General features: G+C 71.9%; 16 protein-coding genes and 1 pseudogene. 3 read left to right on the top strand and 14 right to left on the bottom strand.

Annotated features, from left to right (window positions below; translation table 11 throughout):
• Positions 1–86 precede the first annotated feature (86 nt).
• Positions 87–965 (top strand): annotated as a pseudogene (locus OO62_RS37745) (ATP-dependent 6-phosphofructokinase); the annotation flags it as partial.
• A 97-nt stretch (positions 966–1,062) separates the two neighbouring features.
• On the opposite strand, the gene OO62_RS09090 reads toward OO62_RS37745, so the two are convergent.
• The 8 genes from OO62_RS09090 to OO62_RS09125 all read right to left on the bottom strand — a co-directional run bounded on the left by OO62_RS09090 (position 1,063) and on the right by OO62_RS09125 (position 11,142).
• On the bottom strand, positions 1,063–3,630 hold the full coding sequence (locus OO62_RS09090; RefSeq protein ID WP_033266764.1) for an ABC transporter permease: 2,568 nt from the start codon (positions 3,628–3,630) through the stop codon (positions 1,063–1,065).
• A 39-nt stretch (positions 3,631–3,669) separates the two neighbouring features.
• Positions 3,670–4,470, bottom strand: coding sequence for an ABC transporter ATP-binding protein (locus tag OO62_RS09095; RefSeq protein WP_033266765.1), 801 nt, complete (start codon positions 4,468–4,470; stop codon positions 3,670–3,672).
• 198 nt (positions 4,471–4,668) lie between these two features.
• Entirely contained in the window at positions 4,669–5,370 is a 702-nt protein-coding gene (locus tag OO62_RS09100) for a helix-turn-helix domain-containing protein (RefSeq protein ID WP_033266937.1), read from the bottom strand.
• A 155-nt stretch (positions 5,371–5,525) separates the two neighbouring features.
• A complete protein-coding gene (locus OO62_RS09105; RefSeq protein WP_033266766.1) occupies positions 5,526–6,392 on the bottom strand; it encodes a carbohydrate ABC transporter permease in 867 nt (288 codons plus the stop codon).
• Between the two features lie 2 nt (positions 6,393–6,394).
• Complete coding sequence (locus tag OO62_RS09110) at positions 6,395–7,312, bottom strand: carbohydrate ABC transporter permease (protein ID WP_397689659.1); 918 nt, start codon at positions 7,310–7,312, stop codon at positions 6,395–6,397.
• Positions 7,309–8,673, bottom strand: coding sequence for an extracellular solute-binding protein (locus OO62_RS09115; protein WP_033266767.1), 1,365 nt, complete (start codon positions 8,671–8,673; stop codon positions 7,309–7,311). The genes OO62_RS09110 and OO62_RS09115 overlap by 4 nt, the downstream gene beginning before the upstream one ends.
• A gap of 80 nt (positions 8,674–8,753) precedes the next feature.
• Complete coding sequence (locus OO62_RS09120) at positions 8,754–9,434, bottom strand: response regulator (RefSeq protein WP_033266768.1); 681 nt, start codon at positions 9,432–9,434, stop codon at positions 8,754–8,756.
• A gap of 43 nt (positions 9,435–9,477) precedes the next feature.
• Entirely contained in the window at positions 9,478–11,142 is a 1,665-nt protein-coding gene (locus OO62_RS09125; protein WP_033266769.1) for a sensor histidine kinase, read from the bottom strand.
• A 143-nt stretch (positions 11,143–11,285) separates the two neighbouring features.
• On the opposite strand from OO62_RS09125, the gene OO62_RS09130 reads away from it, so the two are divergent.
• Positions 11,286–12,716, top strand: coding sequence for a cation:dicarboxylate symporter family transporter (locus OO62_RS09130; protein ID WP_033266770.1), 1,431 nt, complete (start codon positions 11,286–11,288; stop codon positions 12,714–12,716).
• 230 nt (positions 12,717–12,946) lie between these two features.
• Positions 12,947–13,429 carry a DUF4259 domain-containing protein gene (locus OO62_RS09135; RefSeq protein ID WP_063738989.1) on the top strand — a complete coding sequence of 161 codons (483 nt, stop codon included), beginning with the start codon at positions 12,947–12,949 and terminating at the stop codon, positions 13,427–13,429.
• A 31-nt stretch (positions 13,430–13,460) separates the two neighbouring features.
• On the opposite strand, the gene glgB is transcribed toward OO62_RS09135, so the two are convergent.
• The 6 genes from glgB to OO62_RS09165 form a co-directional block, all read right to left on the bottom strand.
• A complete protein-coding gene (gene glgB, locus OO62_RS09140) occupies positions 13,461–15,653 on the bottom strand; it encodes a 1,4-alpha-glucan branching enzyme (protein ID WP_033266940.1) in 2,193 nt (730 codons plus the stop codon).
• A gap of 259 nt (positions 15,654–15,912) precedes the next feature.
• Positions 15,913–17,421, bottom strand: a complete 1,509-nt coding sequence (locus OO62_RS09145) for a maltokinase N-terminal cap-like domain-containing protein (RefSeq protein WP_033266771.1) — start codon at positions 17,419–17,421, stop codon at positions 15,913–15,915.
• A 323-nt stretch (positions 17,422–17,744) separates the two neighbouring features.
• On the bottom strand, positions 17,745–19,496 hold the full coding sequence (gene treS / locus OO62_RS09150; RefSeq protein ID WP_033266772.1) for a maltose alpha-D-glucosyltransferase: 1,752 nt from the start codon (positions 19,494–19,496) through the stop codon (positions 17,745–17,747).
• The gene (locus OO62_RS09155) at positions 19,493–21,496 is read right to left on the bottom strand and encodes an alpha-1,4-glucan--maltose-1-phosphate maltosyltransferase (protein WP_033266773.1); all 2,004 of its coding nucleotides are present in this window, start codon (positions 21,494–21,496) and stop codon (positions 19,493–19,495) included. Before OO62_RS09155 ends, treS begins: the two co-directional genes overlap by 4 nt.
• A gap of 669 nt (positions 21,497–22,165) precedes the next feature.
• The gene (locus OO62_RS09160; protein ID WP_248782274.1) at positions 22,166–23,644 is read right to left on the bottom strand and encodes a sensor histidine kinase; all 1,479 of its coding nucleotides are present in this window, start codon (positions 23,642–23,644) and stop codon (positions 22,166–22,168) included.
• A complete protein-coding gene (locus tag OO62_RS09165; RefSeq protein ID WP_033266774.1) occupies positions 23,641–24,306 on the bottom strand; it encodes a response regulator transcription factor in 666 nt (221 codons plus the stop codon). Before OO62_RS09165 ends, OO62_RS09160 begins: the two co-directional genes overlap by 4 nt.
• Between the last annotated feature and the right edge of the window lie 7 nt (positions 24,307–24,313).

Here is a 24,313-nt window from a genome sequence, read left to right on the forward strand (position 1 = left end):
GTCCCTCTCTGAGGCCGGTGCCCGTCGGACCGTGAAACAATCGGATCGGCTCAGGAACCAACAGCGAGCACAGGAGACACAGCACGATGCGTATCGGAGTCCTCACCGCAGGCGGCGACTGCCCCGGCCTGAATGCTGTGATCCGGTCTGTCGTCCATCGCGCCCTCACCGGTCACGGCGACGAGATCATCGGCTTCGAGGACGGCTTCAAGGGCCTGCTGGAGGGCCGTTTCCGCAAGCTCGACCTGGAAGCTGTCAGCGGCATCCTCGCCCGCGGCGGCACCATCCTCGGCTCCTCCCGGCTGGAGCGCGCCCGGCTTCAGGAGGCGTGCGAGAACGCCAAGGACCACTCCAAGGACTACGGCATCGACGTGCTGATCCCGATCGGCGGCGAGGGCACCCTCACCGCCGCGCGGATGCTGTCGGACGCCGGGCTGCCGGTCGTCGGCGTCCCCAAGACCATCGACAACGACATCTCCTCGACCGACCGCACCTTCGGCTTCGACACCGCCGTCGGCGTGGCGACCGAGGCGATCGACCGCCTCAAGACCACCGCGGAGTCGCACCAGCGCGTGATGGTCGTCGAGGTCATGGGCCGGCACGCGGGCTGGATCGCGCTGGAGTCCGGGATGGCCGGCGGCGCGCACGGCATCTGCCTGCCGGAGCGCGGCTTCGATGTGAACGACCTGGTCAAGATGGTCGAGGAGCGGTTCGCCCGGGGCAAGAAGTTCGCCGTGGTCTGTGTCGCCGAGGGCGCCCACCCGGCTCCCGGCACCATGGACTACAAGAAGGGCGCCATCGACCAGTACGGCCACGAGCGGTTCTCCGGCATCGGCAACGCGCTCGCCCACGAACTGGAGCAGCGCCTCGGCAAGGAGGCCCGCCCGGTCATCCTCGGCCACGTCCAGCGCGGCGGCACCCCCACCGCCTACGACCGGGTGCTCGCCACCCGCTTCGGCTGGCACCCGAGTCGGTCTTCTGACACCCGCCCCTCCCGCGAGCAACGACGGCGGCGGGCCTCCCCCCAGGGGGAAGGCCCGCCGCCGTCGCCGTGTGCTCCGGTCACTGGGCGCCGATGGCCTCCAGCATGTTCAGGCGGGCCGCCCGGCGGGCCGGCCAGGCGGCGGCGAGGACACCGACGACCAGGGCGATCGCGAGGAAGATGCCGAGCCGGTCCCACGGCAGGAGCATCTCGTACGTCGGCAGCGAGGTGGCCGTCATCTTGCCGCCGGCCCAGGCCAGGAAGATGCCCACGCCGATGCCGAGCACCGCGCCGAACAGCGAGATGACCACCGATTCCAGGCGCACCATCTGCTTGATGCCGGTGCGGGCCAGCCCGATCGCGCGCAGCATCCCGATCTCACGGGTGCGTTCGAAGACCGACATGGCCAGGGTGTTGACCACACCGACCACCGCGATGATCACGGCCATGCCGAGCAGTCCGTACATCATGTTCAGGACGGTGTCGATCTGGCCCGCGTTCTCCTTGCGCAGGTCGTCCTTGTCCTGCACCTTCAGCAGCGGGCTGTCGCCGAGCGCCTTGCGGATCTCCTTCTCCAGCCCGTCGCTGGTCCCGTTCGCGGTCTTGACCAGGACCTTCTCGTCCTTGAGGGGCTTGATCACATACGGGTCGACGAGCGCGGTGGCGCCGAACATGTCGCCGACGGTGGCGTTGTCCTCGTAGACGCCGGCGACCGTGATCCGGGCCTTCTCCTTCTTCTCGGTGCCGGTGAAGAAGCCGACCTCGTGGGTCTCGCCGGTCTTCCAGCCCAGCTTCTCGGCCTTGGAGCGGGAGACCGCGATGCCGCCGTCGTGCACCGCCGCCAGCGATCCGCTGCGGAAGGTGAGGTCGGCGACCTTGCCGATGCCGGCCAGGTCGGTGCCGGTGAGCGAGCCGTAGCCGCCGTCGGTCTCGAAGGCGGCCGAGCGGAGGGGCACCGCCGCCGAGACGCCGGGCAGGTGCGCGGCCTTCTTCGTCAGCTCGGGGTCCAGGCCGCGGAAGTTGGCCGTGCTGACCTGGTAGTCGGCGGTCAGGCCCTGGGCGGACATCTCGTCCGAGGCCCGCTGCGCCGACAGGCCGGCGACCGTCATGCCGGTGATCAGGGTGAGGCCGATCATCAGGGCGGAGGCGGTGGCGGCGGTCCGGCGCGGGTTGCGCAGCGCGTTCTCCTTGGCCAGCTTGCCGCTGATGCCGAAGAGCCGGGTGGTGACCTTGCCGGCCAGGCTGACCAGCGGTCGCGACAGCAGCGGAGCGAGGATGATGACGCCGGTCAGGGTCAGCGCGGAGCCCGCCATGGCGGTCATCAGGCCGCTCTCCTCGGCGGTCTTGAGGGTGGAGACATACAGCATGATCGCGACGCCGAGGGCGGTGACCACCGCGCCGATGGTGTTGCGCAGGACCAGGCCGCGCAGCGCGGGCGCCGCGTCCACCGTGTTCAGTGCCTCGACCGGGGCGATCTTCGCGGCCTTGCGGGACGGCAGCCAGGCGGACAGCACGGTCACCAGCACACCGACGGCAAGGGCGGACAGCACGGCGGCCGGCGTGATCACCAGCGGGCCGTCGGGGAAGCCCGCGCCGTTGGCGTCGAGCACCGCGCGCATGGTGACCGCGATGGCGGTGCCCAGCGCGAACCCGACGACGGAGGAGACCAGGCCCAGCAGGCCCGCCTCGGCCAGCACCGAGCGCACCACCTGGCGGCGGGAGGCGCCGATCGCCCGCATCAGGGCGATCTCACGGCTGCGCTGCGAGATCAGCATGGTGAAGGTGTTGGCGATGATGAAGATGCCGACGAACAGGGCGATGCCGGCGAACACCAGCAGCGTCTTGCTCAGCGCCTGGTTGCTCATCTCGACCATCTTGGCCTGCTCGGCGGCGAGCTTGCTGCCGCTGGTCGCCGTCGCGCGGTCCTTCGGCAGCAGCTTCTCGACCGCGGCGGTCAGCGCCTTCTCGTCGGTGCCGGGCTTGGCGGTCACCACCAGTTCGTCGTACTGGCCGGGGTGCACGAACAGCTTCTGGGCGGTGGCGGTGTCGAACAGCGCCAGGCTGCCGCCCGCGGTGACCTGCGGGTCCTCGGAGTGGACGATGCCGACGAGCGTCTTGTGCAGGGCCGGTCCGTCGGTGGCGAAGCGTACGCTGTCACCGACCTTCAGGCCGGCCTTCGCGGCCGCGCCCTCGTCCAGCACGATCTCGCCGGCCGAGGCCGGGCCGCGGCCCCGGACGAGCGGGTAACGGCTGTCCTTGCCGCCCGCGCCCGGCTGGTAGTTGGTGGCCACGTTCTGCCAGTCGTTGCCGATCGGCTGGTTGTCCTTGTCGGCGATGGTGGCCCTTCCGCTGACATTGGCGTGGACAGCGGCCACGCCGGGCAGCGCGCGGACCCGGTCCGCCAGCTTGTCGTTGAGGGCGGTGGTGCGGTGGCCGTTCTCTTCCTGGGGCGGCCCGTCGGACGTCGCCTGCACGGAGACGGCCACGTCCCGGAAGCTCTTGGCCGAGGCTTTCTTGACGGCCTCGCCCACGGTGTCGCTGAAGACGAGGGTGCCGGAGACGAAGGCGACGCCGAGGAGGACCGCGAGAGCGGTCATCATCAGACGGGCTTTGTGCGCGAGGACGTTGCGCAGCGCGGTACGGAACATGGTGGTGGTCAGTCCTGAGGTGGGGGTCGGCGGCGGGCGTCAGCTCGTACGGTGCTTGGCGTCGAACAGCCGCATCCGGTCCAGGACGGCGTCGGCGGTCGGTTCGTACAGCTCCTCGACGATGCGGCCGTCGGCGAGGAAGACCACCCGGTCCGCGTGGGCGGCGGCGACCGGGTCGTGGGTGACCATGACGATCGTCTGGTCCATGGCGCGTACCGACTCGCGCAGGAAGCCCAGCACCTCGGCGCCGGAGCGGGAGTCGAGGTTGCCGGTCGGCTCGTCGGCGAAGATGATCTCCGGCTGGGCGGCCAGCGCGCGGGCCACCGCTACGCGCTGCTGCTGGCCGCCGGAGAGCTGGCTGGGCCGGTGCTTGAGCCGCCCGGACAGACCGACCGTCTGGATCACCCTGTCCAGCCACTCGCGGTCGGGCCGGCGGCCCGCGATGTCCATCGGCAGCGTGATGTTCTCCAGCGCGGTGAGCGTCGGCAGCAGATTGAACGCCTGGAAGATGAAGCCGATCTTGTCCCGGCGCAGCCGGGTCAGCTGCTTGTCGTTGAGCGAGGCGAGTTCGGTGTCGCCGATCCGCGCCGAGCCGCCGGAGATCGAGTCCAGCCCCGCCATGCAGTGCATCAGCGTGGACTTGCCGGAGCCGGACGGGCCCATGATCGCGGTGAACCGGGCCTTGCCGAACTCGACCGAGACGGAGTCCAGCGCGACGACCCGGGTCTCCCCCTGGCCGTAGACCTTGCTCAGATCCGTTGCGCGGGCGGCGACGGCGGTGGCGGCGCGGGGAGAGGTGGAAGAGCCGGGAAAGCCCGGGAAGGCGGCCGCGTGGGACACGGGGACTCCTGGAGAGGGAACGGAAGAATCGACGTCCCCATTCTCGAATGCGCAGGTCAGCCCGATCCTCAGCCGCAGGGACCGAAAGCGGGACCGGCCGGAAGTGCCATCGGTGCCCGCGATGTCATCCTCTGGACGGACCCGGCTCCCACCTGGGACCGACGGGATCGCCCGGAGGCGCCCCGGGCCGTGGGTGCGCTACGCGCCGATCCGGGCCCAGAACTCCGCCAGCACGGTGTCGAGAAAGGCCCGCCCCGCCTTGCCGGACTCCTCGGTGCCGTCCCCGCCGCCCCAGTTGAGCGTAGCCGTCATGGTCGCCTGGTAGTCGGCGTGCAGCTCCTGGAGCACCTCCTGGATCCGCTCCTTGGGCAGCGGCACGAGCTTGCCGACCGGCCGGACGTACGCCTGCCAGCGGGTGGTGGCGGCGCTGGTCAGCAGCTCGGTCAGCTTGCTGTCCCGGCCGGTGAAGCGCAGCAGCGCGGGCAGCGGCAGCTTCAGCGCCTCGGCGAGCGCCGCGGCCTGCCGGTCGTTGCCGCTCCACTTCCCGCCGGCCTCCAGCCGCTCGTACGCGCCCAGGTCCATCCCGATGGTCAGGGCGAGCGCGTCGGCGGCGAGGCCGAGTGCCAGGCGGTACTCGCGCAGGGTGCCCGGTGCGCCCAGCAGGTCGCCGGGCGCGCACCACAGGGCGCCGGCCAGCGCGGTCAGTTCGGCCTCCGTCGGGGCGCTCTCGCCCAATTCCCAGGACGCCACCGTCGCCGGCTCGATACGAATTCCGTAGGCCGCCCATATTCCGTACGCGACATGGGCAGGGGTCATTCCGAGGGCCTCCCGCAAGCGGCGGGCGGCCTCGGCGTCGAAAGGGGGCCTGCGCGGCTCTCCGGCTTGCGTGTTCACCGGCACACGGTAGGTGACGATGTGGCTTCGCACCTATCGTGCGGATACCCAAGGATGGAAGTCGTAGGAAGCTACTAGCCGGCCGGTTTTCCTCGGCCACAGTGCGGCGGTTTTGCGTCAAGAGGCCGCTGACCGGTGAAAACGGCTCCCACGGACGTTCACTAGCCCTTCACCGCGCCGCCCAGTGCGAATCCGCCGCCCAGCCGCCGGGAGATCAGGACGTAGAGCAGGACGACCGGTGTCGAGTACAGGATCGAGAATGCCGCGAGTTCACCGAAGGCGATGGCCCCGTAATTGCCGAAGAAATTGAAAATGCTCACCGAAGCGGGAAGTTGCTCCGGGGAGAGCAGCAGCATGAAGGGCACGAAGAAATTGCCCCACATCATGATGAACGTGTAGATGGCGACGACTCCGAGGCCCGGACCCATCAGCGGAAGGATCACCCGCAGCAGCGTCTGCCACCAGGAGGCGCCGTCCGTCCACGCCGCCTCCTCCAGCGCCCGGGGCACGCCGTCCATGAAGTTCTTCATCAGCCAGATGGCGAACGGAAGCTGGGCGGCGGCCAGGAACAGCGCGGTGCCGTACCGGGTGTCGATCAGGTTGACCTGCACGAACAGCCCGTAGACCGGGACCATCACGGCGGTGACCGGCAGACAGGTCGAGAACAGGATCGTCAGCAGGTACGGGCGGGCGAAGCGCGAGCGGAACCGGGACAGCGGATAGGCGGCCAGCGCGGCGCAGACGACCGTCAGCGCGGTGGCGCCGCCGCAGATCAGCAGGCTGTTGAGCATCGGCGTGAAGGTGATCTCGTCGGTCAGCACCGCCGAGAAGTTCGTCAGCGTCGGCGCCCCCGGCAGCCGCACCCGCAGCGTCGCCTCGGCGTCCAGCGACGACAGCACCAGCCACACCAGCGGGGTCGCGAACGCCGCCGCGACGAGCAGCAGCCCGGCATCGGCGGCCAGGCGCCGGCGGCGCCCCCTGCGCGGAGCGCGTCGGACGGCTGGGGGGAGGCGGTGGGGCAGCGGCACGGTCAGACCTCCTCGCGCATCAGACGCAGATAGACCACCGAGAACACCGCGCCCACCAGCAGCAACAGCAACGCCACCGCGGTGCCGTAGCCGATCAGCGACTTCAGGAACGCCTGGTCGTACATGAACACCGGCAGCGTCTGGCTGCGGTTGCCCGGGCCGCCGCGCGTCATCGCCCAGATCAGCCCGAACACGGAGAGCGTCTGGAGGGTGTTGAGCATCAGATTGGTGCCGATGGAGCGGCGGATCATCGGCAGCGTGATGTGCCACAGCCGCCGCAGCCCGCCCGCGCCGTCCACCTCGGCGGACTCGGTCACCTCCGGGGGGATCCCGGAGAGCGCCGCGGAGTAGATCAGCATCGAGAACGCGGTCCCGCGCCAGACGTTGGCGAACGACACGGCCATGATGGGCAGCGTGAACAGCCAGTCCTGGGTGGGCAGATGGAGCCAGTCCAGCAGCGCGTTGAGGGTGCCGCGCCGCTCGAAGAACGTGTAGAGCAGGAAGCCCGCGACGATCTCCGGAAGCACCCAGGCGGTGATCACCATCGCGCCGGTCAGCGACCGTACGGGCCGCGAGGCGCGCCGCATCAGACCGGCCAGCGCCAGGCCCAGGGTGTTCTGCCCCAGGATCGAGGAGACCACGGTGAAGACCAGGGTCAGCACCACCGCGTTGCGGAAGGCCGGGTCCCCGAAGGCGCGGCGGAAGTTGGCCAGCCCGACGAAGGACGCCGACTCCTGGCCGGTCAGCTGGGAGTCGGTGAAGGCGATGAAGACGCAGTAGCCGATCGGGCCGGCGAGGAAGAGCAGCAGCAGTACGGTGGCCGGGGCGAGCGGGGACCAGCGCAGCAGACGCGTGCGCACCGGGGTGCGGCGCGGTGCCCGGGGGAGCGCCGGGGCCTTGTCGACGGCGCCGGCCGTCACGGCTTGGCGACCGTCTTGCCGTCCACGGCGGTCGCCAGCGCCGCGTCGTAGTCCCTCGCCGCCTTCTCCGGTGAGGCGTCGCCGGCGGTCACCGCCTCCATCGCCTCCCCGATCGCCGCGGCGACCTTCGGGTAGTCCGGCAGCGCGGGACGGTACTGGCTGATCTGGACCAGCGAGGTGAAGAAGCCGATGCCGGGGACGGATGTCAGATACCGCGGATCGGCCGCCACGTCCTTGCGGACGGCTATCTGCGCGCCCCGTACGCACCACTCCAGGGCGTTCTTCTTCGACTGGAACGTCTGGATCAACTTCCATGCCAGGTCGGGCTGCTGGGACTTCTGCGGCACCGACCACGTCCAGCCGCCGGCCAGGCTGACCCTGCCCGGCGCCTGGCCGTGCTGGGTCGGGAACGGGGTCTGGCCGAGCGTCGTCGACCAGGCGGGCCAGGGGTTGCCGCCGCCCGTCTTCTGCCACTGCTGGCCGAGCCAGGAGCCGTCGAGGTCGATCGCGAGCTTCTCCTCGGGGAGCAGCTCGGCGGCCACATTGGTCTGGATGTTGGGGCTGAGCGCGTCGGAGACCTCGGGCCCGAGCTTCTCCTTGTAGACCGTGTCGAGGAAGCTCAGGCTGTCCTTGAAGCCCTTGGTGCCGGTGACCCACTTCTTGCTCGCCGGGTCGTAGAGCTGGTTGTCGCCGGTGCCGTACAGCAGCATCTCGAAGCCCTGCATGACGGCGGCCTCGCCCGCGCCCTTGCCGGTGAAGACGTTCAGCGGGATGACGCCGGGCACCTTGCGCTTGACGGTCCGGGCCGCGTCCAGCACTTCGTCCCAGGTCTTCGGCCGCCACGTCGCGGGCAGTCCGGCCTTCCGGAAGATCTTCTTGTTGAACCACAGCCCGCGGGTGTCCGTCCCGTCCGGGACGCCGTACGTCTTCCCGTCCTGGCCCCGGGCCGCGGCCTTCGCGGCCGGTTCGAACTGCCGCCAGTCGGCCCAGGTGTTCACGTGCGCGTCCAGCGGCCGCAACAGCCCGGCCTTGATGTCGGAGTTGACCAGGAAGGTGTCCTCGTAGACCAGGTCCGGCGCCGTCCTCGGGGAGCGCATCATCTGCTGGATCTTGGTGTAGTAGTCGTTCTCCGACGCCTGGATCGGGATCAGCCGGACCTTCTTGCCGGGGTTGTGCTTCTCGAACTCCTTCGCCACCAGCCGGATGTAGTCGTCCCGGACGGTGACCTTGGCGTTGGTGTCCTTGATGAAGGCGACCTTGACGGTGTTCCGGTCGCTGCCGGACCCGCTGCCGCAGGCGGTGAGCGTACCGGCGGCCACGACGGCGACGGCGAGCAGGATCAGCGGGGCGGTGGGGCGCACGGCACGACCTCCAGCGACTTACCACGGTCAACTAGCCACGGCGTACTGCCCGCTGAAAGTAAGTCACCGATCACACCGGGTCAATGGCCCGACCACCGGTAGCGCAGTTCGGGGCGGCCGACCTGGCCGTACTGCGGGGCGCGGGCGGCCCGGCCGCTCTCCACGAGGTGTTCGAGGTAGCGGCGGGCGGTGATCCGGGAGATGCCCACGTCGGCGGCGGCCTCGGCCGCGGTCAGCCCGTGCCCGGCGGCCCGCAGCACATCGGTCACCGCCCGCAGGGTGGCCGCGGTCAGCCCCTTGGGCAGCGCGGCCGGACGCGGGGCGCGCAGCGCGGCGATCGCCCGGTCCACCTCGTCCTGCCCGCTGGCCTCCCCGGTGGTGGCGCGGAACTCGGCGTACCGGGTGAGCCGGTCGCGCAGCGTGGCGAAGGTGAACGGCTTCAGCACGTACTGCACCACCCCGAGCGAGACACCCTCGCGCACCATCGTCAGGTCGCGGGCCGAGGTGACCGCGATGATGTCGGCGGTGTGGCCGGCCGCACGCAGGGTGCGCACCAGCTGGAGGCCGTGCCCGTCGGGCAGATAGAGATCGAGCAGCAGCAGGTCGACGGGGTGCTGGTCGAGGTGGCGGCGGGCGTCGGTCATGGAGTGCACGGTGCCGGACACGGTGAAGCCGGGCACCCGCCCCACGTACAGGGCGTGCGCGGCGGCGGCCACCGGGTCGTCCTCGACGACCAGGACCCGGATGCCGGAGGTGCTCACCGGGCACCTCCTCTCGCGGCCGGACACTCAGGGCGGGACTCTCTCATGCCGAAGCCTCGCTCCGCAGCGGCAGCCGCACCGTGAAACGTGCGCCGCCCTCCGGCGCCGGGTCCAGGGCGACGGTGCCGCCGTTGCGCCGTACGGCCTGCTGGACGAGGGCCAGGCCCAGCCCGTGGCCGTGGCCGGTGGTGGACTGCTTGGTGGTCCAGCCGCGCCGGAAGATCTCCTCGGCGGCGTCCGCGGCCACCCCCGGGCCGTTGTCCGCCACCCGCAGCAGCAGCTCGCCGCCGGCCGCCCGCGCGGTGACCCGCACCCGGGGCGGCTCCGGGGGGAGGTGCTCCGGGCCGGGGGCCGCCGCCTCGATGGCGTTGTCGAGCAGATTGCCCAGCACCGTCACCAGGTCGCGGGCCGGCAGCCCGGGCGGCAGCAGCCCGTCGTCGATCCGGCTGTCGGGCGTCAGGACCAGCTCGACGCCGCGTTCGTTGGCCTGGGCGGCCTTGCCCAGCAGCAGCGCCGCGAGCACCGGCTCGGCGACCGCGCCGACGACCTGGTCGGTCAGCGCCTGCGCCAGTTCCAGCTCGGCGGTGGCGAACTCCACGGCCTCCTCGGCCCGCCCCAGCTCGATCAGCGAGACGACCGCGTGCAGCCGGTTGGCGGCCTCGTGCGCCTGCGAGCGCAGCGCCTCGGCGAACCCGCGCACCGAGTCCAACTCGCCCGACAGTGCCTGGAGTTCGGTGTGGTCGCGAAGGGTGACCACGCTGCCGCGCCGCTCGCCGCCGGAGACCGGGGCGGAGTTGACGACCAGCACCCGCTCGCCGGTCAGATGCAGCTCGTCGACGCGCGGGCCGGCCGCCAGCAGCGCCCCGGTGAGCGCCTCCGGCAGCCCCAGCTCGGTGACCCGCAGGCCCACCGCGTCGCCGGACAGCCCCAGCAGCTCCCGCCCGCCGTCGTTGATCAGGGCGACCCTGCGCTCCCCGTCCAGCAGCAGCAGCCCCTCGCGTACGGCGTGCAGCGCGGCCTGGTGGTAGTCGTGCATCCGGCTGAGTTCCTGGGCGTTCATCCCGTGCGTGTGCCGCCGCAGCCGGGCGTTGACGACGTAGGTGCCCGCCCCGCCGAGCACCAGCGCCGCCCCGGCCACCCCGACCAGCGCCAGGACCTGGTCGCGCAGCTGCTCGCTGATGGTCTCGATGGTGATCCCGGCGCTGACCAGCGCGGTGATCCGGCCGCCCTGCCGCGGGTCGTGGACCGGGGCGACGACGCGCACGGACGGGCCGAGCACCCCCATGTGCGTCTCCGGGAAGACCTTGCCGTGCAGCGCCGGGCCGATGTGCCCGAGGTACTTCCGGCCGATCGCGGACGGCTCCGGGTGGGTCCAGCGGATCCCGCCCGGCGTCATCACCACCACGAAGTCGACGTGCGCGTCCCGGCGCAGCCGCTCGGTGTACGGCTGGAGCACGGCCGTGGGGTCCTTGCCGCGGACCGCCGCGACGACCGCGGGGGAGTCGGCGACGGCGGTGGCCACCGCCGTCGCCTGCCGGGTGGCGGTCTCCGCCGCCTGCCGGCCGGCGCTGAGGTACGCGAAGACCGCGCAGCCCACGACGACCACCGCCACCAGCACCACCTGCATCGCGAAGAGCTGGCCGGCGAGGCTGCGCGGGCCGCGCAGCCGGCCGGGCCACCGGGGCCCGCGGGGTCGGGGGAGTCGCATACAGAACAGTCTGCCGGGTCACTTTTACGTGAACGAAATGTACGTAAGGGTGACCAGCGCCACAGCGGCGTGCATAGTCGCCGGGACTTGTTGTGTGGCAGAGCCGCAGATCAGCGCACAACCGTAGACCCGAGGAGGCAGCCGTGGCTGCACAGACAACGCCGCGTGGGGGCGTACCGGAGGAGAGCGCGCCCCGGAAGCGGGACCGGACCCATTTCCTCTATATCGCCGTCATCGTGGCGGTGCTGCTCGGCATCATCGTGGGCTTCGCGGCCCCCGGCGTGGCCGTCGAGCTCAAGCCGCTCGGCACCGGCTTCGTGAACCTGATCAAGATGATGATCTCGCCCGTCATCTTCTGCACCATCGTGCTGGGCGTCGGCTCGGTCCGTAAGGCCGCCAAGGTCGGCGCGGTGGGCGGCCTCGCCCTCGGCTACTTCATGGTGATGTCCACCGTCGCGCTGGCCATCGGCCTGGTCGTCGGCAACCTGCTGGACCCGGGCTCCGGCCTCCACCTGACCGAGACCGTGCGGCACGCGGGGCAGGCCCAGACGTCGGGCGGCGGCGAGTCGCTGTCCGAGTTCCTGCTCGGCATGATCCCCACCACGCTGGTCTCCGCCTTCACCCAGGGTGAGGTGCTGCAGACGCTGCTGGTGGCGCTGCTGGTCGGCTTCGGCCTTCAGGCGCTGGGCTCGGCGGGCGAGCCGGTGCTGCGCGGCGTCGGGCACCTCCAGAAGCTGGTCTTCCGGGTGCTGGCCATGATCATGTGGGTGGCGCCGGTGGGCGCCTTCGGCGCGATCGCGGCGGTGGTCGGCGAGACCGGCCTGGACGCGCTGAAGTCGCTGGCGATCATCATGGTCGGCTTCTACACCACCTGTCTGCTGTTCGTGATCGTGGTGCTCGGCACGCTGCTCCGGCTGGTCGCCGGGGTCAACATCTTCCAGCTGCTGAAGTACCTCGGCCGGGAGTTCCTGCTGATCCTGTCCACGTCCTCCTCGGAGTCGGCGCTGCCCCGGCTCATCGCGAAGATGGAGCACCTCGGCGTCAGCAAGCCGGTGGTCGGCATCACCGTGCCGACCGGCTACAGCTTCAACCTCGACGGCACCGCCATCTACCTGACGATGTCCTCGCTGTTCGTGGCCGAGGCGATGGGCAAGCCGCTGCCCCTCGGCCAGCAGATCTCGCTGTTGGTCTTCATGATCATCGCGTCGAAGGGCGCGGCGGGCGTCACCGGCGCCGGCCTGGCCACGCTCGCCGGCGGTCTGCAGTCGCACCGCCCCGAACTGGTCGACGGCGTCGGCCTGATCGTCGGTATCGACCGCTTCATGAGCGAGGCCCGCGCCCTGACCAACTTCGCCGGCAACGCGGTGGCCACCGTCCTGATCGGCACCTGGACCAAGGAGATCGACACGTCCCGGGCCGCCGAGGTGCTCGCCGGCCGGATCCCGTTCGACGAGCAGACGCTGTCCGTCGACGCACACGGTGCCGCACACGGTGATGCGACGGACGAACCGGTGGCCGGCGCGATCGCCGCACCGCGCGACGGCGGGGCGGCGAAGGAGTCCGCCAGGGCCTGAACCGGGCCGTGCGAGGAGGGGAGGAGGGGCGGGGCCGGCCGGCACCCGCCCCTTCGGCGTTCCGGCCCCGCGCTCCCCCGCCCTTTCCGTCCCCCTCCGCCCCCTCTCACCTGCGCTCTTCTCCCTCTCCAGCGCCTCGCCGGTCGATTGTCAGTGGTGCCTGGGATCCTTCAGTTGACGGCAGATCAGCGGTCGGCGGGGCGGTCGCGGCCCATGAACGAGGGGGAGGCATGAGGTTTTGGGGGACGAGCCCGTTCGACAGGGGTGCGGTGGCGGATTTCGTCGGGGACCTGGAGGACATGGCGGACGGGGCCGAGCGGCTCGCCGCGATCCGGGAGGCGCTCTGTTCCGCCGTCGAGGAGACCGGTTATCTGGAGGCGCCGGAGGGTGAAGTCGCCCTGGTCGCGGCCGCGTTGGTGGCGGCGGGACGGCCCGGCGGGCAGCCGGTCGATGAGGTGTACGGCCCCACGGAGGCGATAGCCGAGCCGTCCCAGGAACTGGCCGATCTCGCGGTCCGCGCTCTGGACCGGGTGCTGGCGGCTGACTCCGAAGCCGCCGAGCTGTGGGACGACTCCGCGAGCGGCCCCGAATGGCGCGCCTCGGTGGACGCCCTGCGTACCGCCCTCCGCCCGGCATCGGAGTCGGTCCGAGGCCGGGCGGGAGGGGCAGGGGCGGCGGCGGCCGATGGCGAGCGGGAGAACCGCTGCCCGTGACAGCCGCCGTCCGTGACCGTCGGGGAGGTCGTCAGGCCGGCCGCAGCCAGATCGTGGCCAGCGGGGGGAGCACTGCCGTGATGGAGGTGGCGCGGCCGTTCCACGGGGTGGCCTCGGTCTTGAGGAGGTCGGGGTTGGCGACGCCGCCACCGCCGTAGCGTGCCTCGTCGGTGTTGAGCACCTCCCGCCAGGCGGCGACGCCGTCGGGCACGCCGATCCGGTAGGCGTGCCGTACCACCGGGGAGAAGTTGGTGACCGAGAGCAGCGGGGAGCCGTCGGCCGCGAAGCGCAGGAAGGAGAAGACGTTGTCCTCGCTCGCGTCGCCGTCGATCCAGCGGAACCCGGCCGGATCGGTGTCGCGCTCCCACAGGGCGGGGGTGGCGAGGTAGTGGCGGTTGAGGTCGCGGACGAGATCCCGTACACCGCGGTGGTCCGGCTCCGCGTCGTAGGACGGGTCGAGCAGCCACCAGTCCGGGCCGTGGCTCTCCGCCCACTCCGCGCCCTGGGCGAACTCCTGCCCCATGAAGAGGAGTTGCTTGCCCGGGTGGGCCCACATGAAGCCGAGGTAGGCCCGGTGGTTGGCGCGCTGCTGCCACCAGTCGCCGGGCATCTTCGACACCAGCGCGCCCTTGCCGTGCACCACCTCGTCGTGGGAGATCGGCAGCACGTAGTTCTCGGAGTAGGCGTAGATCATCGAGAAGGTCATCTCGCCGTGGTGGTACTTGCGGTGCACCGGCTCCTTGGAAACGTAGCCGAGCGAGTCGTGCATCCAGCCCATGTTCCACTTCAGCCCGAAGCCCAGCCCGCCGAAGCCGCCCGGCCCGACGTGGTGCGTGGCGCGGGTGACGCCGTCCCAGGCCGTGGACTCCTCGGCGATGGTCACCACGCCCGGGCAGCGCCGGTAGACCGTCGCGTTCATCTCCTGCAGGAAGGCCACCGCGTCGAGGTTCTCCCGCCCGCCGTGGACGTTCGGCGTCCAGCCGCCGTCCTCGCGCGAGTAGTCGAGGTAGAGCATCGAGGCGACGGCGTCCACCCGCAGCCCGTCGATGTGGAACTCCTCGCACCAGTACACGGCGTTGGCGACCAGGAAGTTGCGGACCTCGGTGCGGCCGTAGTCGAACTCCAGGGTCCCCCAGTCCGGGTGCGCGGCCCGTGCCGGGTCCTGCGGCTCGTACAGCGGACGGCCGTCGAACTCCGCCAGCGCCCAGTCGTCGCGCGGGAAGTGCGCCGGCACCCAGTCCATCAGCACCCCGATGCCGGCCCGGTGCAGCGCGTCGATCAGGAACTTGAAGTCGTCCGGCGTGCCCATCCTGGCGGTGGGTGCGTAGAACCCGGTGACCTGATAGCCCCACGAACCGCCGAAGGGGTGCTCGGCGACCGGCATGAACTCGACGTGGGTGAAGCCCAGGTCCTTGACGTAGGCCGGGAGCTGGGCGGCGAGCTGGCGGTAGGTGAGGCCGGGGCGCCAGGACGCCAGGTGCACCTCGTACACCGAGAACGGCGCCTCGTGCACCGGCCGCTCACCGCGCCGGGCCAGCCAGTCGGCGTCCTTCCAGCGGTAGTGCGACTCGTGCACGACCGAGGCGTTGGCGGGCGGGCACTCGGTCCGCCGGGCCATCGGGTCGGCGCGCACCGTCCTCGACCCGTCCGGCCGGGTGATCTCGAACTTGTACAGCTCGCCCTCGCCGATGCCGGGCAGGAACAGCTCCCAGACCCCGGAGGAACCCAGCGACCGCATCGGGTGCGCGGTGCCGTCCCAGTAGTTGAAGGCGCCGACGACCCGGACGCCCTGCGCGTTGGGCGCCCACACCGTGAAGCGGGTGCCGGTCACGCCCTGGTGCTCCATCGTCCGGGCCCCGAGCGCCTGCCACAGCTGCTCGTGCCGCCCCTCGGCGAACAGGTGCAGGTCCAGCTCGCCGAGCGCGGGCAGGAAGCGGTAGGGGTCGCGTACGGTCACCGGCCCGTCGCCGTAGTCGACCAGCAGCTCGTACTCCGGGACGGTGCGCAGCGGCAGCACCCCGGCGAACAGCCCGTCACCCTCCGGCAGCAGCCCGGCGCGCAGGCCCTTGCCGACGACGGTCACGGTTCGGGCGTACGGCCGCAGCACCCGGATCAGCAGCCCGCCGCGCACGGGGTGCGCGCCGAGCAGCCCGTGCGGGTCGTGGTGCGCACCGCCGAGCAGCCGGCCGCGGTCCTCGTCGGACAGCGGGGCGGCGGCGCGCACCCCGCGGGTACCGGCCGCCGTCCCCGCGCCGGGGGCCGGGGCCGCGGCGGACGACGGGTTCGTGGTGGTGGCCTCCCGGGCGGTGGGCGGTGCGGTGTCGGAACGGGTGGCGGGCGGTGCGGTGTCGGAACCGGTGGCAGGCGGTGCGGTGTCGGAACGGGTGGCGGGTGACGGGCGGGCGGTCACGACGGGGCCTCCTCGGCGGGGTCCTCTGCGGCGGTTGGTCGGTGGCGGTGCTGCGGCGGCTGGTCCCGTCCGCTCACCCCCGGCCGTCGGAGCCGGGGGAGCGCGCCGGGCCGGACCCGTCCACGCCCACGGCCGGTACCCCGCCCGCCGCCAGCCGGCGGATGGCGGCCATCGGGACGGCCAGCCAGTCGGGCCGGTGCCGGGCCTCGTAGAGCACCTCGTAGACGGCCTTGTCGGTCTCGTAGGCGCGCATCAGTTCGGGCGCGGAGCGCGGATCGAGCCCGCCGGCCTCGGCGTATCCCAGGCAGAAGGCGTCGCGGGTGCGCCGCGCCCACTCCAGTGCCCAGGGGTCCCCGCCCGCGGGCCCGCTGCGCGCGGCGTAGTCGAAGGAGCGCAGCATCGCCGCGACATCCCGCACCGCCGGCTGCGGCCGCCGCCGCTCGGCCAGCGGGCGGGCCGGTTCGCCCTCGAAGTCGATCAGCGACCAGCGTCCCTCGTCGGCGGTGCGCAGCGTCTGCCCCAGGTGCAGATCACCGTGGATGCGCTGGGCGGCCCAGCTGCGGCCGTCGTGGCCCACCGCGGCAAGCTCGTCGAAGGCGGTGCGCAGCCGCGCGCGGTAGGGCTGGAGCACGGGCACCGCGCGGGCGGTGGCCTCCAGCCGCTCGTGCATCTGAGCGGCGATCACGTCCAGCTGGGGACGGCGCAGCTCGGTGGTCGGCAGCGTCTGGGCGAGCGCGGTGTGCACCTCGGCGGTGGCGTGCCCGAGGGCCCGCGCCGAGCCGGTGAAGTCGGCGCGCACCGCCAGCGCGTTGAGCGCCAGCTGCCAGCCGTCCGCCGAACCCGCCAGGAACGGCTGGAGCACGCCCAGCGTCGTCGCCTCGCCGCTCTCGTCGGCGGTCGCCGCCTCGAACCACGCGGCGGGCGCCGGCACCCGCGCGCACTTGGCGTCCGCCAGCGCCCGCGGCAGCTCCAGATCCGGGTTGACGCCCGGTTCGATCCGCCGGAAGACCTTCAGGATGAACGAATCTCCATAGACGATCGAGGAGTTGGACTGCTCGACGGCGATCGGCCGGGCCGGCAGCCCGGAGGGGATGTCCACGTCCGCCTCGCGGCAGAAGCGCAGGCCCCCGAGCCGTCCCGGGACCCGGAGCCGTTCCAGCAGCAGCCCGCACAGCCGGTTGTCCAGCAGCGCGTCGTAGACCGTACGGCCGCTCAGCGGACCGCCGCCCGGACGGCCGATCACCGCCGGTGCCAGCTGCGGCGACGGCGCCGGATGCACCCCCAGCAGGAGCTGGTAGCAGTCCCCGCCGGCCGGCGTACGGCTCGGTGGGGCGCTCTGCTGCGCCCGCACCAGCAGCTGGAGCAGGCCCGGAGCGGTGCCGTCGCCGGTGCAGGGCAGCAGCTCGGTGGCCGAGAGCAGCGTGAAGCCGGTGAGCAGCCGGCCCTTGCCGGCGAACCAGCGCTGTCGTGGCACCCATTCGGCGAGCAGGGGCACCAGCGAGGACAGCAGATCGGGTGCGGTGACGAGCGGTCGGCGGTCAGGGCTGTTTCGGGTGGCACGGGTCGGGGCGGTGTCCGACATGGCGTCGCGTCCTTTCCCCGGGCACACGACAGGTAGGGCAAAGTGTCCCGGAATGCGGCCTTCACTGTGCGGTGGCGCGGTGGCAGTACCCCCGTACGGAGGCGGTGCGGGTCCCCCCGGAGGGCATGGCCTCGGGAGTGTCCGCGGCGTGCGCTTCCGCCGCGTGGCGGTCCTCTCCGGAGCCGGGGGACCGACGATGGCTCACCCGGCCCGTGCGGTACTAGGGAGACTGCCCGAGCGAAAGGTCAAAAAACGCCCGTACGCGCCACGGGGCCGCGTACGGGCGGTGTGCAGGGCGCCCGTGCCCGGTCAGGGCACCGGCGTCAGGTGGTTCTCCCCGCGGCGTTCCCGCCGGTCGTCGCCGGGTTCTTGCGCAGCCGGAACCAGTAGAACCCGTGTCCCGCGAGGGTCAGCAGATACGGCAGTTCCCCGATGGCCGGGAAGCGCACGCCGCCGATGAGTTCCACCGGATGGCGGCCGCTGAACGACCGCAGGTCCAGCTCCGTCGGCTGGGCGAACCGCGAGAAGTTGTGCACGCACAGCACCAGGTCGTCGTCCGCGCCGCCGGTGCCCGGGGACTCCCGCAGGAAGGCCAGCACGGCCGGGTTGGTGGACGACAGTTCGGTGTAGCTGCCGAGGCCGAAGGCCGGGTTCTGCTTGCGGATCTCGATCATGCGGCGGGTCCAGTGCAGCAGCGACGAGGGCGAGCTCATCGCGGCCTCGACGTTGGTGACCTGGTAGCCGTAGACCGGGTCCATGATGGTCGGCAGGAAGAGCCGCCCCGGGTCGCAGGAGGAGAATCCGGCGTTGCGGTCCGGCGTCCACTGCATCGGGGTGCGCACCGCGTCCCGGTCGCCGAGCCAGATGTTGTCGCCCATGCCGATCTCGTCGCCGTAGTAGAGGATCGGCGAGCCGGGCAGCGACAGCAGCAGGGCCGTGAACAGCTCGATCTGGTTGCGGTCGTTGTCGAGCAGCGGGGCCAGCCGGCGGCGGATGCCGATGTTGGCGCGCATCCGCGGATCCTTGGCGTATTCCGCGTACATGTAGTCGCGCTCTTCGTCCGTGACCATTTCGAGGGTCAGCTCGTCGTGGTTGCGCAGGAAGATGCCCCACTGGCAGCCGGAGGGGATCGCCGGGGTCTTGGCGAGGATCTCCGAGACGGGGTAGCGGGACTCGCGGCGCACCGCCATGAAGATGCGCGGCATGACCGGGAAGTGGAACGCCATGTGGCACTCGTCGCCGCCGACCGCGTAGTCGCCGAAGTAGTCGACGACGTCCTCCGGCCACTGGTTGGCCTCGGCCAGCAGGACGGTGTCCGGGTAGTGCTTGTCGACCTCCTCGCGGACCCGCTTGAGGAAGGCGTGCGAGGCGGGCAGGTTCTCGCAGTTGGTGCCCTCCTCGGCGTAGAGGTACGGCACCGCGTCCAGCCGGAAGCCGTCGATGCCCAGGTCGAGCCAGAACCGCAGGGCGGAGATCATCTCCTCCTGGACCGCCGGGTTCTCGTAGTTGAGGTCCGGCTGGTGGGAGAAGAAGCGGTGCCAGTAGTACTGCTTGCGGACCGGGTCGAAGGTCCAGTTGGACGCCTCGGTGTCGACGAAGATGATCCGGGCGTCGGCGTACTGCTTGTCGTCGTCCGCCCAGACGTAGTAGTCGCCGTAGGGGCCTTCGGGATCGGCGCGGGACTCCTGGAACCACGGGTGCTGGTCGCTGGTGTGGTTCATCACCATGTCGATGATGACCCGCATGCCGCGGTGGTGCGCGGCGTCCACGAACTCCACGAAGTCCGCCAGATCGCCGAATTCCGGGAGAACCGCGGTGTAGTCGGCCACGTCGTAACCGCCGTCGCGCAGCGGCGATTTGAAGAACGGCGGCAACCAGAGGCAGTCCACCCCCAGCCACTGCAGATAGTCGAGCTTGGCCGTGATGCCCTTGAGGTCCCCGATGCCGTCGCCGTTGCTGTCCTGGAACGACCGCACCAGGACTTCGTAGAAGACGGCCCGTTTGAACCAGTCGGGATCGCGGTCCTTCGCCGGGGTGTCCTCGAATGTGTCGGGGACAGGCTCATTGACGATCAATTGGGTGACCCTCCGATCGGTGAGGACGGTCGCAGCGACAGCACATGGGCGGGCGCGAGGGAGCTGCCCGGCTCCAGGCGCACATAGTTGTCCCTGCCCCAGTGGTAGGTATCGCCGGTGAGCTCGTCGCGCACCGGGAAGGACTCGTGCCGGCCGAGGCCGAGTTCCGGCATGTCCAACGACACCGTCGCCTCGTGGGTGTGGTGCGGGTCGAGGTTGACCACCGTGAGCACCGTGTCGGCCCCCTCGCCGTGTCCCGCCCGCTTGGAGAAGGCGAGCACCGCGTCGTTGTCGACAGGGTGGAAATGCAGATTGCGCAGCTGCTGCAGGGCAGGGTGCCGGCGCCGGATGCGGTTGAGGGCGGTGATCAGGGGGGCGAGGGTGCGTCCCTCCTTCGCCGCCGCATCCCAGTCGCGCGGCCTGAGTTGGTACTTCTCCGAGTCGAGGTACTCCTCGCTGCCGGGGCGCAGCGGCGTCGACTCGCAGAGCTCGTAGCCGGCGTAGACGCCCCAGGTGGGGGAGAGGGTGGCGGCCAGCACGGCACGGATCTCGAAGGCCGGCCGGCCGCCCTCCTGGAGGTAGGCGTGCAGGATGTCCGGGGTGTTCACGAAGAAGTTGGGCCGCAGGTAGGAGGCCGACTCGCCGGACAGCTCGGTGAGGTAGTCGGTCAGTTCCTGCTTGGTGTTGCGCCAGGTGAAGTACGTGTACGACTGCTGGAAGCCGATCTGGGCGAGGGTGTGCAGCATGGCCGGTCGGGTGAACGCCTCGGCGAGGAAGAGCACGTCGGGATCGGTGCGGTTGATGTCGCCGAGCACCTTCTCCCAGAAGGCCACCGGTTTGGTGTGCGGATTGTCCACCCGGAAGATCCGTACGCCCTTGGCCATCCAGAACCGCAGCACCCGCTCGGTCTCGCGGACCAGCCCGCGGAAGTCGCCGTCGAAGGCGATGGGGTAGATGTCCTGGTACTTCTTCGGCGGGTTCTCGGCGTAGGCGATCGAGCCGTCCGCGCGGTGGTGGAACCACTCCGGGTGCAGGGTGACCCAGGGGTGGTCGGGCGAACACTGCAGCGCGAAGTCCAGGGCCACCTCCATCCGCAGGTCGCGGGCGGTACGCACGAAGTGCTCGAAGTCCTCGAAGGTGCCCAGGTCGGGGTGGAGGGCGTCGTGGCCGCCGGCCGCCGAACCGATCGCCCAGGGGGAGCCGACGTCGTCCGGCCCGGCCGACAGGGCGTTGTTGGGGCCCTTGCGGAAGGCGGTGCCGATGGGGTGGACGGGCGGCAGGTAGACCACGTCGAAGCCCATCGCGGCGACGGCCGGCAGCCGCTCGGCGGCGGTGCGCAGGGTCCCGCTGACGGCGGTGCCCCGTGCGGTGACGACGGCGCCCTCGGAGCGTGGGAAGAGTTCGTACCACGAGCCGAACAGGGCCCGGCGGCGCTCGACGACCAGCGGCATGGGGCGCGAGACGGTCAGCAGCTCACGCAGCGGATGGCGGGCGAGGGCCTCGATGACCTGCGGGGAGAGCGCCGCGGCGAGCCGGGTGGCGGCGGGCAGCTTCGGATCGCGCAGCGCGTCCAGGGCGGCCAGCACCGACTCCCGGCCGTCGCTCTTGGGGACGTCGGCGGCGGCCCGCTCGTGCAGCGCGGCGCCCTCGGCGAGCACCAGCTCGGTGTCGATGCCCGCCGGGATCTTGACCGAGGCGTGCTTGCGCCAGGTCGCGAGCGGGTCGGACCACGCCTCGACGGTGAAGGTCCAGCGGCCCTCGACGTCCGGGGTGACGTCGCAGCTCCACCGGTCGGTGCCGGGCGCCCGCTCCTGCATCGGCGTCCACGGACCGCAGCGGCCGGCGGGATTGCGCAGCACCACATTGGCCGCGACCGCGTCATGGCCTTCGCGGAAGACGGTGGCCGAGACCTCGAAGGTCTCGCCCACCACGGCCTTCGCCGGGCGGCGGCCGCAATCGATCTGCGGGCGGATGTCCAGAACAGGGATGCGACCGATCATCAGCTCACCTGGTTTGTGATGCTTTGCTGGGTTTTGTCCTTTGTATCCGCTTTACGGCAGGGGGAGCGGGTGCGGGGAGGGGCGCTCCAGTCCGCTTTCACCCGGCTGGCGGATGACACGGCCGGCCGGGGTCTCCCTGCTGAGCCTTCCCTGGGGTCGTGCCCCGAAAATCCGGCGGAATGTGAACTACTGGTACGTAACCTCGGGTCCGCCGTGACCCGTCCGACATACGTCCGCCTTTGTGCGGGCGGCCGCGGAGCTGCGCTGACACGGTCGGCTTTCGCCTCCTCAACTCGTTGTGATCACAGCGGAGTTGCGGTGTGCGGAGGTCCGGTGCCGCGCCGGGGCCCGTCGGCGCACCCCGAGCCTCTCTCCAGGAGGAGGTCCGTACAAGAGCGCCTGAGGGGGTGGAATCGGCCATATCGGGAAACGCGGCGGTAGGAAAGGCTCCGGATGTCGTCCGGCCGGTGAACTCCCCTGGTCAGCAGGTGAGTTGGGAGTGAACCCGCGGGGCGGGGCGGGCGCGGAGGGGCGGCGGCGTACGGGTGACGGGACGGCCCGGAAGCACCCCGCGGGGCACGCCTGGGGGGTGTCTCCCCGATCTCCGTGGGCCTGCGACGCTCCCCCAGCTACCGCTGGGAGGTGCCCCCAGGCACCGCACTCCCCCAGCTAACGCTGGTACACGCAGGACCGGCCGGGCGGGGGCGGCGGGGTGCCGTCCGGAGGGGCGTCCAGGGCGAGGAACGGCAGGACGGCCTCCACCCGGGAGCGTGCATCGCCCGGCCGCAGCCGGTCGTAGCTCTGCCGCTCCAGGACCGTCCAGGACGGGGTGAGCAGATGGAAGAGGCCCATCAGCACGACCAGGGCCGCCAGCAGCGCGAACGGGACGGCCAGCGTCTGCCGGAGCCGGCGCCGCACCTGCTGCCGGGCGTGCGCCAACTCCCGTCCGGTGGCGGTGGTTTCCGGGCCGCGGAGCGGGGCGGGCGGTGTGCCGCCGGAGGCCGGCAGCCGGGCCGAGACCGTGAAACCGCCGTCCGGAGCGGGCCCCGCCCGCAGCGCGCCGCCCGCCAGCCGTACCCGCTCGTCCAGCCCCACCAGGCCGCTGCCGCCGGAGACCGGTGCCGGGGCCGGCCCGGCCGGCCGCGCGGGGTGGGTCACGGTCACCGCCAGCTCCTCGGCCTCCCGGGTGATCCGCACCCGTACGTCCGCGCCCGGGGCGTGCTTGGCGGCGTTGGTCAGCGACTCCTGCACCACCCGGTGCAGGGCGTGCCCGGTCATGGCCGGAAGTCCGTCCCCCGCGGCGTCGTCCGGCTGCTCCAGCGTCACCGTCATCCCCGAGGCGCGCGCCCGCTCCACCAGTCGCGGGACGCTCTCGCCGGGCGGCAGCCGGGGCGCGCCCTCGTCGTCCGTGCGCAGTACGCCGATGATCTCCGCGAGCCGCTCGGTCGCCGACCCGGCCGCCGCGCGCAGTTCACCGGCCGCCGCCCGGCGTTCCGCGGACAGCTCGGGGGCGAGCTCCAGCGCCCCGGCCCGCAGGGCGATCAGGGCCAGGTCGTGCCCGAGGGAGTCGTGCATGTCGCCGGCGATCCGGGTGCGCTCGCGCAGCCGGGTGCGTTCGGCGACGGCCCGCGCCTCGCGCTCCATCCGCGCGGCGAGCTGCCAGCCGGTGCGGACCAGTTCGGCGTACTGGCGGCGGTAGCGGCCCAGCAGCCACGGCAGCACCACGTTGAGCAGCAGGGTCAGCAGGAAGGAGAACCACGGCCACACCGTCCGTCCGACGACCGCGGTCAGCGGCAGCGCGCCGGCCGCGAGACCTGCGAAGCACCACAAGGCGGGACGGGCGCGCGGCATCCGGACGCCCGCCAGACAGCCGAAGACGGCCAGCGCGGGGGAGTACGCGACGGTGAACAGGTCCAGGGTGATCGCCAGGCTGGGTACGACCGGCAGCGTCAGCGCCACCAGCGGCCACCGGCCGCGCACCAGCACGGCCACGGCGAGCAGCGGGAACGCGGCCGCGGTCGCCGCCACGGGCGAGCCGGGCACGGCCTCCAGCGCGAGGACCGGCGCACCGCACAGCGCCAGCCACAGACCGAGACCGGCGAGGGCGGCGCGCAGCCGCCGCCGGTCCGGGGGTATCCGGGGCGTCACGACGCGGGGACCAGGCCCGCCTCGTACGCGAGGATCGCCGCCTGGACGCGGTTGCGGACCCCGAGGCCGGCGAGGATCGCGCTGACATAGCCCTTGACGGTGCCCTCGACGAGGAACAGCCGCCGGGCGATCTCCGCGTTCGACAGTCCGGCGCCGACCAGCCCGAGCACCTCCCGCTCGCGCCCGGTCAGTCCGGCGACCCGGGCGCGGGCGGCCGCGCCGCGGGTCAACTGCCCGTCGCCCAGGTGGGCCAGGACGCGCCGGGCGACGGTCGGGGAGAGGCAGGCGCCGCCCTCGGCGACCGCCCGTACGCCGGCGATCAGCTCCCGGGGATCGCCGGACTTCAGCAGGAAGCCGGCGGCGCCGGAGCTCAGCGCGTCGGCGATGTACGCGTCCTCGGAGAACGTCGTCAGCATGATCACGGCGGTCCCCGGCGCCACCCTGGCCAGCTCGGCGGCGGCGCCGAGGCCGTCCAGGCGCGGCATGCGGATGTCCAGCAGGCAGACGTCGGGCCGGTGACGCAGCGCCAGGTCGACCGCCTCGCGGCCGTCGGCGGCCTCCGCGACGACCTCGATGCCGGGCCCGGCGGTGAGGACCGCCCGCACCCCTGCCCGCAGCAGCGTCTCGTCGTCGGCCAGCAGCACCGTGACGGTCCGGCTCATCGTTCCC

The organism is Streptomyces lydicus (assembly GCF_000717345.1).
Lineage (GTDB): Bacteria > Actinomycetota > Actinomycetes > Streptomycetales > Streptomycetaceae > Streptomyces > Streptomyces lydicus.